Below are 10267 nucleotides of genomic sequence, written 5' to 3'. Positions count from 1 at the left end.
GAAACGCAACGGACGGGTCTATACCGTTGTGGTGGATAATGCCAAGTCTGAAACGTTACTCCCTGTCATCAAAAAGAAAATCATGCCGGACTGCATTGTTTACACGGATAGCCTGAGCAGCTACGACAAGTTGGATGTGAGCGGTTTCATCCATTACCGCATCAACCATTCCAAGGAATTTGCCGACCGTCAGAACCACATTAACGGCATTGAGAATTTTTGGAATCAGGCAAAACGTGTCTTGCGAAAATACAACGGAATCGATCGCAAATCTTTCCCGCTATTCTTGAAAGAATGCGAATTTCGATTTAACTTCGGCACACCGTCGCGGCAGCTTAAAATCCTGCGGGATTGGTGTGGAATTTAGGGCTAATCTACGTCAGCCCCAAAATAAAAGGGAAAATATGAGTATCAAAGAATGGCCCGAGGGGGAGCGGCCGCGCGAGAAGCTCTTGGCGCATGGTGCGGCGGCGTTGAGTGATGCGGAGTTGCTGGCAATTTTATTGCGTGTTGGAACGCGCGGTATGAGCGCGGTTGATTTGGCGCGTTATTTGTTGAGTGAGTTTGGCAGTTTGGGGAAGCTGATGAGTGCGGATGCCAAAACACTCGCTGCTTATAAGGGCATGGGTTTGGCAAGCTATACTCAATTTGCCGTGGTCAAAGAAATCGGGCGGCGGATTTTAGGTGAGGATTTGCAGGAGCAGATTATTTTGTCAAACCCGAAATCGGTTGCGGATTATCTGCGCCTGCATCTTGGGCATGAAAAAATCGAGGTCAGCGTTGCTTTGCTGCTCAATCGTCAAAATCAATTGATTGCGGTACGGGAATTGTCGCGCGGTACGGTGGCGGAAAATACGGTTTATATCCGTGAAATTGTCAAATTGGCATTGGATGAATATGCCGACAGTTTGATTTTGGCACACAATCATCCGGGCAGTTCGGCAAGGCCGTCTGAATCTGATGTGCAGTTTACAGAGCGTTTGAAACAGGCTTTAAGTTTGGTCGATATTACGCTGTTGGACCATTTTATCGTGACGGCAAAAGAAACCTGCTCTTTGCGCGAACAGGGCTATATGTAAGGATGAATGTTCAGACGGCCTCAGTAGGATTGGTTACCTTGCTGAGGCCGTCTGAAGGATTATTGCGTTACTTCGTCGGAGGATTCTTCTTTATAGACGATTTCTTCCGATTTTAGCTTTTCTTTGCTCTTTTCCTTCTCTTTTTCTTTATCCTTGTCTTTTTTACCGTCAGGAATGGCGGCGTCAATCACTGCCCCGGTTCCTTTAACAACCAATTTTCCGGCAGTCAGGACGGTTGTGGCGGCCAAATCGACAGCCGCGCCTACAACGCAGCCGTTAAGCGTCAGGCAAAGGGCAAGTACCGGAATCAGGCGATTGGTGCATCTCAATGACTGCATCCGCAGTGTCCTTCGTGATGATGGCCGCATCCGAGTGCTTCTTGCCAAGCATCATCATCGCCGTCAAATTCTTCAACTTCGTCAAATTCGCCGTTTTCTACCATGCTTACCAGCTCTTCCAAGCTTTCTGCGCCTTCTACCCAAAAGCAGGGAATATCGGGCGGTGTGTCGGGGGCAAGTAGGGCGGCTTGTTGGTTGTGCCAAGCAATCCAGTAGCCGTTTTGCGTTTGTACAAATACGGCATCGGGATGGATGGTTTCGTTTTCGGTATTGACCAGCATTCTGGCGGCGATATCGGTTTGAAAAGGTAAGGTTTGCATGATGGTTTGAGAATGTGGGAAAAGAAAGTATTGTAACATGGCAAAAACAAACGCACCGTCTGAGTCAGGCAGTGCGTTTGTATCTCGGCAACTTGGGTGCGGTCAGTTTAGAGTGTCAGCCGCACCGGGAATGTCATTCCGTCAAGATTATTTGTCGTCGTTAGCCAAAACGAAGCGGTAAATAGTCGCGCCAACTGCTGCACCTGCAATAGGAGCCAACCAGAACAACCACAGTTGTTCAACAGCCCAGCCACCTTGGAACAAGGCAACACCGGTAGAACGTGCAGGGTTAACGGAAGTATTGGTTACAGGAATGCTGATTAAGTGAATCAGGGTCAGACCTAGGCCGATGGCGATAGGAGCAAAGCCGGCCGGAGCCAATTTGTCGGTAGAACCCATGATGATGATCAGGAAGAATGCGGTCAGGACGAATTCGATCAGCAAAGCGGCCATCATGTCGTAACCGTTAGGAGAGTGCTCGCCGAAACCGTTGCTGGCAAAGCCGGAAGCAACAGCATCAAAACCGGTTTTACCGGAAGCAATCAGATACAGAACGCCCGCAGCGGCAATCGCACCGATCACTTGGGATACGATGTAAGGCAACAGGTCTTTACCGTTGAAACGGCCGCCGATGAAAAGGCCGACGGAAACGGCAGGGTTGAAGTGGCCGCCGGAAATGTGGCCGTCAGCGTAAGCCATGGTCAGTACGGTCAAACCGAATGCTAAAGCGACACCGGTAAAGCCAATGCCAAGTTCTGGGTAAGCTGCTGCCAAAACCGCGCTGCCGCAGCCGCCGAATACCAGCCAGAAAGTGCCGAAAAATTCTGCAAAATATTTTTCATTTGTTTTTCCTTGTAAAGGGTGGGGTGTTGCCGAAGGCATGAATCATAATAAGATTGTTTCTAAGCGAAAAACGGATTTACCTGTTTTTTTCCGGTCTTGACAAAAGGCCGTCTGAAAAGGGCGACAAATGGATAGGGAGATATATCTTGCAGGTTGAGTTTTGTTTATTGAGGCTGGGTTTATTTGATAGCGAAGCAAATACCGTTAATGTAAAAGCATTTGGTTTTGTAGGTAATATTATTTACAGATTATTAATTTGATCAAAATCTCTGAACCCATTATCTGATTTAAAAAGGCCGTCTGAAAAGTTTTCAGACGGCCTTAATTTTAAACAAGGATAAATTAATCCAGATGGTCGCTGCTTTGCGCCAAGATGGTGCGGTTGCCGTTGTTTTCCGCCGGTGAAACAATGCCGTCGGCTTCCATTTGGTCAATCAAGCGGGCGGCGCGGTTGTAGCCGATGCGCAGTTGGCGTTGGATATTGGAAATGCTGGCCTTACGCGATTTTAAGACAACGGAAACGGCTTCGTCATACATGGGGTCAAGGTCGCTGTCGTTGCTACGGCTGGTGCCGGTAAAGTCCTCGGTCGAACCGCTGCTTAAAATATCGTCGATATAGTCAGGCGCACCGAATTGTTTCAGATATTCCACTACGCGGTGTACTTCATTGTCGGATGCGAATGCGCCGTGTACGCGTTGCGGATAACCGGTGCCGGGCGGCAGGAACAGCATATCGCCTTGGCCGAGCAGGTTTTCCGCACCCATTTGGTCGAGAATCGTGCGACTGTCGATTTTGCTGGACACTTGGAAGGCAATGCGTGTCGGAATATTGGCTTTAATCAGGCCGGTAATGACATCCACGCTTGGGCGTTGGGTGGCAAGAATTAAATGGATGCCGGCTGCACGCGCTTTTTGGGCAAGACGGGCAATCAGTTCTTCAATTTTCTTGCCGGCAGTCATCATCAGGTCGGCAAACTCATCTACCACGACCACGATAAACGGCAGTTTTTCCAATGGCTCAGGGTTTTCAGGCGTGAGGCTGAACGGGCTGCCGATTTTTTCGCCACGTGCGGCGGCTTCGGCAATTTTTTGGTTGAAACCGGCAAGGTTGCGCACGCCCATAAAGCTCATCAGGCGGTAGCGTTTTTCCATTTCGTTGACGCACCAGTTCAGGGCATTTGCGGCCAGCTTCATATCAGTCACGACGGGGGCGAGCAGGTGCGGAATGCCTTCGTAAATGCTCAGCTCCAGCATTTTCGGGTCAATCATAATCATGCGCACGTCTTCAGGCGTTGCTTTGAAGAGCATGGACAGAATCATGGCGTTCACGCCTACGGATTTACCCGAACCGGTCGTACCGGCAACCAGCAGATGCGGCGCTTTGGCCAAGTCTGTCACAACAGGCTGGCCGGTAATGTCTTGGCCGAGAGCGAGGGTCAGTTTGGATTTGGATTCGGTAAACGCAGGAGAATTGAAGATTTCGCTTAAGCGGATCATTTGGCGTTTCGGATTAGGCAATTCCAAACCCATGCAGGTTTTGCCGGGGATGGTTTCCACCACGCGGATAGAAGCCACACCAAGCGAGCGCGCCAAGTCTTTTTCGAGGTTCAAAACGGCACTGCCGCGCACGCCGACATCAGGCTCGATTTCGTAGCGCGTAATGACCGGGCCGGAATAGGAGTCCATCACTTTGACTTTAACTTTGAACTCGGCCAGTTTTTCTTCGATGGTAATGCTGTTTTCTAGCAACTGTTCTTCAGTTTGGGAGGCGCTCGGGTCAAACTGCGGCGGCAGAAGCAGGGCGGTAGTCGGCAGGTATGCTTCGGTAAGTGTTGCCGAAGTCGGAAGAACTACGCTTGGCGTACTCTCTTGAACGCTTGGTTCTACGGTTTGAACAGGCGTTTCAACGGCTGTCTGTGTATATTCAGACGGCCTTGAGATTGTTTCAACAGATTCAACGGGTTCAATAGCTTCAACCGCTTGAATAGCTTCTGCTTCCGGTTGTACAGTTGCTTCCGGCTCACTATCGAATTCCGTTTCTTCGACGGCAGATTCGCTGATTAAATAATCGTGGATACTGCGTTCAGGCTGATTGCTGACATGCGCATTGACTTGTGCATCAAAAATCGGCACTTGGATTTTATGTTCAAAAGCAGGCGGCTCGGGGATATCAATTGGCGCGATTGAGGTTTGGAAAACAGGCGGTTCAGGAATATCGGTTTTAGCCATAGGGACAACCGGTACGGCAGGCGGCTCGACTACGGTTGCGTTTGGCGTGGCAGGTCGGGAGATATAAGGGGATTTTTTAACAGGCGCAGCCGGTTTCGGACGGGACGGCGTTGCCGGTGCGGCAGGTCGTGGTGCAACAGCTTCCGTGGCAGCTTGTTTACGCGCCCATCTTTCGGCGGCCGCTTCGGTATAGCGAACTTGACGGCGCAAGCTGGCAGGACGGCTGATTTGTCCCAAGTTGGCCAAAATTTCGTCATTTTCGATGGTGCGCGGAGAGTAGCCGCGCAATGGGGCGACGGCCTCGGCCAGTTTGTGGCGGGCGGCGGTGCGGCGGGCAAGGTTGTTGTGAATATCTTCCGCTTGGATTTCAGAAGGGAATGCCTGCATGGAAGTATAGGGGAGGATGGCTTCTTTTTCGGCAGTTCTTAAGGCCGTCTGAACGGTTTCGATATGCGGCGCATTGGCTTCTGCCACGCGGACATTATTGGCACGCGCCAAGGCACGTTCGCGTGTGCGGCGCAAGATAGGGTCGTTATAGTCGATGATTTCCATGCCGGTCATCGGCAGGGATGAAGCGCGCAATAATGGGGTTTCGACTTCGTCTTTGTAAATTGGCGCATTTTTTTCGGCCAAATGCTCGTTCCATTCTTCAACCGCTGCTTCGTGCAGGGAACGGGTGGCTTCTTCTAATGTGATTTCTTCAAAATTGCTGTTTTGCACCAAAGACGGGCTGTATTCGGGCGTTTCCATCTGTGCAAACGGCGTTATTTTAGGAATACGTTCCGGTTTGGCAGATTTGCGGGTTTTAGGTGCAACTTTGATTTCTTCTTCGGTAGCTGTGATGTGTTCCAGCTCTTCGGTAAACGGTTCTGCTGCGTGCTCTTCGTTTGTTTCGGCGCGTTTCATTTTATTGTGTTCGAGCACGGAAAGCAGGCGGATGCGGGCAATTTTATGGTTGTCGGCAGTGCGCTTGTTCATGCTGAACAAACGTTTCAGGCTGTCCAGTTGGTCGAAAAAACCGACCGGGCTGTCTTCTTCGTTTATTTCTTGTTCGTCGCCACTGAGTCGGGCCAATTCATGGCGCCACTTTTGCTCTTGTTTCTGGCGCCACCAGAACAAGCCGGCTATGACAGCCAGCAGAATTAAAGCCAATATTGTCCAAAGCATGCGTCCATCCCCTTAATTAAACGGCAAAGTCCGTTATTCTAACGCTTTTTTCGGGTAAACAAAACCAGCCGAAACAAGCTTTAACGGCAAAGGCAAACAGGATTGTCAAAGCTGTGGCTTGAGACGCGTATAATAGGCCGTCTGAACATTTTGCGGATGAGATGATGATTTTTCAAAACGGATGGTTTCCCGTTGGTGTCGTGATGGCGGCATGGCCTGTGTTGCTGGTGATTTTTGCTTTGTGTGCAAAGCAGGCATGGGTGTCGGTATCGCAGCATCGTTCCGCATTCTTGGTGGCTGCCGTGATGTTGCCGCTGGCTTGGAGTTTGAATGCCTCCCCGGAAAGCGGACAACTGGCCGGCATGAGCTATCATCTGCTCGCCTTGAACCTGACAGCTTTAATGCTGGGCACCTCTGCCGCATTCTGCCTTGGCGTTTTGCTGTTTTTTCCGTATTTGTGGCTTTGGGGCGATTGGCATATGTTCTCCATCAACGTCTTGTCCGTATTGCTTCCGCCTTTGTTGGTGAACTTGGGTTTCCGCCATTGGGTATCGCGTTTGCCTGCCAATATCTTTATCTTTATTTTTCTGAATGGTTTTTGGGCTGCGGCGGTCGGAATGGTGTTTACCGGTGTGGTTTTGGTCGGTTTGTTGGACTGGGCGGATGTGTTTGATACGGCTGTATTGTGGAAAACCGCTTTTCCTGTTTTCTTCTTAATCGCTTGGGCAGAGGCATTTTTGAGCGGTATTTCAACAGCCATTTTTATCGCGCTCAAGCCGCAATGGATTTGTACTTTCGATGACGACAGGTATTTGAAATCCGCGCCTAAGATTTGGCAGTAAGACATGAAGGCATCCTTGCTTGGTTTTCAGACGGCCTAATGACCGGATTGTCTGTTTTTTGAATTGAATGTTTAACTTATTATGTTTGCTTATATTTTTCCCATTGTTTGCGGTGCCGCTATCGGGGCTGTATTGCGTTGGCTGTTTGGCTTGGTGCTGGTGTCTTCTGCGCCTTTTCCTATCGGTACTTTGGCGGCAAACTGGCTGGGCGCGCTGCTGATCGGTGTATTGGCGGAACTCTTAACCGATCCGCAATGGCGTTTGCTTTGGATTACCGGCTTTCTCGGCAGCTTAACCACATTTTCAGGTTTTTCATTGGAGATGGTGGGTTTGATGCAGGCGCAACGTTGGGGTATGGCTTTGATGGCAACCTGTCTGCATGTTTTCGGTTCGTTTGGTTTGACGGCGCTGGGGATTAAATTGGCGCAGATTTGGAAGTAAGCAAAAACAACAGGGTGCAAAATTGCACCCTGTTGTTTTTTATAGGCATTTAATCAATGCCAATAGGCAAACAGACGGTTTCTTGACAATAGGTTTTGCCGGACTCGCTTAAGTGTGCCGGTTTGTAGGCGGCAAAGGTGTAGGTCAGGTCTGCGCGGAATGTGTCGGGATCGGCTTCGGCGGTGTCGCAGTTGAGGCCGGTGGGAATATCGAGGGCGACTTTCAGGCCGTCTGAATGATTGAGTTGGCGGCAGAGGGCGGCGATTTCGGTTGGAAGCGCGCCGCTGAAGCCTGTGCCGAATATGCCTTCGATAATGATGTCGTAACCTTTTTTCAGACGGCCTGCCAGTTCTTGTACGGATATCAATTCAATATGGGGCAAACCGTTGAGGCGTTCCCGATTGGTTTGAGCCAAGGGGGAGAGGTTTTCTCCGAGTGAAAACAGAATATCGATGTGCCAACCTTGCGCCTGCATATATCTTGCCATGACTAAGCCGTCGCCACCGTTGTTGCCTTTGCCGCAAACGATCAGGGCGCGTCCGGCTTGAGGGTGACGCTGCATGAGGTCTCGGGCGGCAGAGCTGCCGGCGTTTTCCATTAGTTGGTCGAAGCTCGTGCCTTTATCGACGGCTGCTTGTTCGCGTTCACGCATTTGGGCGGCGGTATAGACTTTCATGATCGGCTCTCTTTGTAGTAAGTTATTTTTCGGCGGTATTCATCAGACGCAAGGCTTTCAGACGGCCTATTTCTTTTTGATATTCCACCAGCCCGATAAATGTGCCGTCTCGGCTGTATACGCGGATGGGCTGCTCGGCGGAAATGTCTTCGGTAAACTGGGGGCGTTGACCGTGTTTGAGCATGGTAACGGCGTAGTCGTTTAACTCAAGTTTGGGGAAATGTTGCACCAAGACATCGCAAGGCAGCAGCAGGGCATCGCGTTCGGCTTCGTCCAATTCTGCCAAGGCTTCGAGCGTGTGGCTTTGGGTAATGGTAAATCCGGCGGTTTCAGTACGGCGCAGGGCGGTCAGGTGGGCGAATGTGCCGATGTGTTTGGCGATGTCTTCGCTGAGGGTGCGGATGTAAGTACCCTTGCTGCAACGTACGTCTATCACGGCTTTGGGTGCATCAAACTCAGTAATATCAATGGAATAAATCGTAATATCACGCGCTTTGCGTTCGATAACAATGCCTTTGCGCGCGTATTCGTACAGCGGTTTGCCTTCGTGCTTGAGGGCGGAAAACATAGGCGGCACTTGGCGGATATCGCCCGTTAAGGCTTGGCAGGCCGTCTGAAATTCGGACAATGAAATATCGGCGCGTGCGGTGGCAACGATTTCGCCTTCTGCATCGCCCGTACTGCTGGCTTCTCCCAGTTTCAGCGTGGCGGTGTAGGCTTTGTCGGCATCAATCAGATATTGGGCGAACTTGGTCGCTTCGCCAAAACAAACAGGCAAAAGCCCTGTGGCCAAAGGATCGAGTACGCCGGTATGCCCGGCTTTTTCGGCACGGAACAAGCGCCGCGCTTTTTGCAGGGCGGTGTTACTGGAAAGGCCTTCGGGTTTGTCGAGGAGAAGAACGCCGTTGACCGGGCGTTTGGTGGGTTTGGCTGTCATAGCGTTTTTTTTAAGGAACATGCCGTCTGAAAAAAGAGTTTTATATTTTCAGACGGCATTTTATTATCAGTTGAACCATTTAAAGCGATAAGTTGTCCGCTTGATTTTTATAAATGGAAATGAAGAAACTTCAGAAACCTCTACAGATTTTGGTTGCATGGTTTGCTTTGCCAATGTTGCGGTTACCGTTACACTTTTGAAAAGTTGGTCTGCATCTATCAGTTCTTTCGTAGTTACCTTATCTGCTTTCAAGAAGCTTTCGTTGCTGATATCGGCAGTCTGATCCATATTAACTTGAGATTGGTATCGTAATGTTATCTCTTGATCAGTCTGATTTATCAATTCATAAGAACTTGTTTGAATATACGGTATGCCTAAGATAGAAAAATTTTTCTGAGATGGGGCAGGTAGCTTGTCAGGGTTAATATCCGCCCAAAGCCATATCCAGTAACCCCATGGATTGTCCATCTTTTTTTGTTTTATGGCATTTTGTATTTCTAGATTGTTTAATTCCTCCAAGTCATCTTTACTAATACTTTTCTTCTCAAGGCTTATTTTCTTTGATTGAGTGTAAAAATCTTTCCAGTTGATAATATCAACAGCTTGTCCTGATTGATTAATTAGTAAAACAAGGGGTGGCAGAGTTTGCAAAGAGAGTACATCTTCTTCGCTAGGTTTGTAATCATTGATAGAAATAATATTACGGTTGCCGTAAGACAGTACAAAGTTGCTTATTCCCCGTTTGGTTAATTGAATGAAATACCTATACTCTATCACGTTGGATGAAACATCATTTGTTTCTGTCACGCCATATGGAATATCAGTTATCTCTGTTACTTCGGCTTTATTTTGCTTCCAATTAAAAGATAAAGGCGTGGAAAAGGCATAGGACGCTGTTGCAAATAAAATAGATACAAGCCATTTTTTCATCATAGATTTCTTAATCTTCAACCGGTTTTTCCGCCGCCACTTGGTCGATCAGGCTGGAAATGCTCATGCCGCGTTCGAGTGATTCGTCGTATTTGAAATGCAGCTCGGGCGTTTTGAAGAGTTTGATGCGTTTGGCCAATTCGCTGCGTAAATGGCCTTTGGCGTGTTCCAAAGCTTCTTCAGTAATATCGCGTGTGCTGTCGTCGAGGACGGTGTAGAACACGGTTGCGTGGCTGTAATCGCGGGTGACTTCGACTTCGTTGATGGTGATGAAACCGGCGCGCGGGTCTTTCAGGCCGGTGCGGACGAGTTCGGCAAGTTCGCGCATGATTTGTTCTTTGACACGGTCTTGGCGGGCGTAGCCGCGTTGGGGTTTTCTCATGGTTTTCCTTGATGTATGGCAGGCTGTCGTTTTCAGACGGCCTGCGGTTTGGATTTTGAAAAGCTGCCTATTATAACGGAGCG

General features: G+C 49.3%; 12 protein-coding genes. 4 read left to right on the top strand and 8 right to left on the bottom strand.

The annotated features are described in order from the left end of the window. Together HMPREF3052_RS09480 and radC are read left to right on the top strand one after the other, a co-directional pair. A partial coding sequence (locus tag HMPREF3052_RS09480) for an IS1595 family transposase (RefSeq protein WP_070749628.1) occupies window positions 1-367 on the top strand: 367 nt, incomplete at its 5' end. Window positions 368-404: 37 nt separating this feature from the next. Further along, window positions 405-1079: a RadC family protein gene (gene radC / locus HMPREF3052_RS09475; protein WP_003685430.1), complete on the top strand. Its 675-nt coding sequence runs from the start codon at window positions 405-407 to the stop codon at window positions 1077-1079. A gap of 59 nt (window positions 1080-1138) precedes the next feature. On the opposite strand, the gene HMPREF3052_RS09470 is transcribed toward radC, so the two are convergent. The 4 genes from HMPREF3052_RS09470 to HMPREF3052_RS09455 form a co-directional block, all read right to left on the bottom strand. After that, window positions 1139-1417 carry an NF038104 family lipoprotein gene (locus HMPREF3052_RS09470; protein WP_070749627.1) on the bottom strand — a complete coding sequence of 93 codons (279 nt, stop codon included), beginning with the start codon at window positions 1415-1417 and terminating at the stop codon, window positions 1139-1141. Beyond that, on the bottom strand, window positions 1405-1737 hold the full coding sequence (locus HMPREF3052_RS09465) for a hypothetical protein (protein WP_049323479.1): 333 nt from the start codon (window positions 1735-1737) through the stop codon (window positions 1405-1407). The genes HMPREF3052_RS09470 and HMPREF3052_RS09465 overlap by 13 nt, the downstream gene beginning before the upstream one ends. A 147-nt stretch (window positions 1738-1884) precedes the next feature. Further along, on the bottom strand, window positions 1885-2619 hold the full coding sequence (aqpZ, locus tag HMPREF3052_RS09460; RefSeq protein WP_070749626.1) for an aquaporin Z: 735 nt from the start codon (window positions 2617-2619) through the stop codon (window positions 1885-1887). A gap of 303 nt (window positions 2620-2922) precedes the next feature. Next, entirely contained in the window at window positions 2923-5976 is a 3054-nt protein-coding gene (locus HMPREF3052_RS09455; RefSeq protein WP_070749625.1) for a DNA translocase FtsK, read from the bottom strand. A 164-nt stretch (window positions 5977-6140) separates the two neighbouring features. On the opposite strand from HMPREF3052_RS09455, the gene HMPREF3052_RS09450 reads away from it, so the two are divergent. Both HMPREF3052_RS09450 and HMPREF3052_RS09445 read left to right on the top strand, forming a co-directional pair. Beyond that, on the top strand, window positions 6141-6818 hold the full coding sequence (locus HMPREF3052_RS09450) for an energy-coupling factor ABC transporter permease (protein WP_070749630.1): 678 nt from the start codon (window positions 6141-6143) through the stop codon (window positions 6816-6818). Between the two features lie 81 nt (window positions 6819-6899). Then, the gene (locus tag HMPREF3052_RS09445) at window positions 6900-7259 is read left to right on the top strand and encodes a CrcB family protein (RefSeq protein WP_070749624.1); all 360 of its coding nucleotides are present in this window, start codon (window positions 6900-6902) and stop codon (window positions 7257-7259) included. Window positions 7260-7308: 49 nt separating this feature from the next. On the opposite strand, the gene HMPREF3052_RS09440 is transcribed toward HMPREF3052_RS09445, so the two are convergent. The 4 genes from HMPREF3052_RS09440 to rbfA form a co-directional block, all read right to left on the bottom strand. Further along, window positions 7309-7935: an NAD(P)H-hydrate epimerase gene (locus HMPREF3052_RS09440; RefSeq protein ID WP_070749623.1), complete on the bottom strand. Its 627-nt coding sequence runs from the start codon at window positions 7933-7935 to the stop codon at window positions 7309-7311. Between the two features lie 22 nt (window positions 7936-7957). Further along, window positions 7958-8872 carry a tRNA pseudouridine(55) synthase TruB gene (truB, locus tag HMPREF3052_RS09435; protein ID WP_070749629.1) on the bottom strand — a complete coding sequence of 305 codons (915 nt, stop codon included), beginning with the start codon at window positions 8870-8872 and terminating at the stop codon, window positions 7958-7960. A 66-nt stretch (window positions 8873-8938) separates the two neighbouring features. Continuing rightward, the gene (locus HMPREF3052_RS09430; protein WP_141756634.1) at window positions 8939-9805 is read right to left on the bottom strand and encodes a hypothetical protein; all 867 of its coding nucleotides are present in this window, start codon (window positions 9803-9805) and stop codon (window positions 8939-8941) included. A 7-nt stretch (window positions 9806-9812) separates the two neighbouring features. Beyond that, the gene (gene rbfA, locus HMPREF3052_RS09425; RefSeq protein WP_003685554.1) at window positions 9813-10184 is read right to left on the bottom strand and encodes a 30S ribosome-binding factor RbfA; all 372 of its coding nucleotides are present in this window, start codon (window positions 10182-10184) and stop codon (window positions 9813-9815) included. Between the last annotated feature and the right edge of the window lie 83 nt (window positions 10185-10267).

The organism is Neisseria sp. HMSC056A03 (assembly GCF_001815685.1).
GTDB classification, from domain to species: Bacteria; Pseudomonadota; Gammaproteobacteria; order Burkholderiales; family Neisseriaceae; genus Neisseria; species Neisseria subflava.
This window is presented reverse-complemented; position numbering and strand designations above follow the sequence as displayed.

Coding starts and splice junctions, on each gene's coding strand:
- HMPREF3052_RS09450 (WP_070749630.1), top strand. CDS start 6,141: ATGATTTTTCAAAACGGATGGTTTCCCGTTGGTGTCGTGATGGCGGCA.
- radC (WP_003685430.1), top strand. CDS start 405: ATGAGTATCAAAGAATGGCCCGAGGGGGAGCGGCCGCGCGAGAAGCTC.
- HMPREF3052_RS09470 (WP_070749627.1), bottom strand. CDS start 1,417: ATGCAGTCATTGAGATGCACCAATCGCCTGATTCCGGTACTTGCCCTT.
- aqpZ (WP_070749626.1), bottom strand. CDS start 2,619: ATGCCTTCGGCAACACCCCACCCTTTACAAGGAAAAACAAATGAAAAA.
- HMPREF3052_RS09445 (WP_070749624.1), top strand. CDS start 6,900: ATGTTTGCTTATATTTTTCCCATTGTTTGCGGTGCCGCTATCGGGGCT.
- HMPREF3052_RS09465 (WP_049323479.1), bottom strand. CDS start 1,737: ATGCAAACCTTACCTTTTCAAACCGATATCGCCGCCAGAATGCTGGTC.
- rbfA (WP_003685554.1), bottom strand. CDS start 10,184: ATGAGAAAACCCCAACGCGGCTACGCCCGCCAAGACCGTGTCAAAGAA.
- HMPREF3052_RS09455 (WP_070749625.1), bottom strand. CDS start 5,976: ATGCTTTGGACAATATTGGCTTTAATTCTGCTGGCTGTCATAGCCGGC.
- truB (WP_070749629.1), bottom strand. CDS start 8,872: ATGACAGCCAAACCCACCAAACGCCCGGTCAACGGCGTTCTTCTCCTC.
- HMPREF3052_RS09440 (WP_070749623.1), bottom strand. CDS start 7,935: ATGAAAGTCTATACCGCCGCCCAAATGCGTGAACGCGAACAAGCAGCC.
- HMPREF3052_RS09430 (WP_141756634.1), bottom strand. CDS start 9,805: ATGATGAAAAAATGGCTTGTATCTATTTTATTTGCAACAGCGTCCTAT.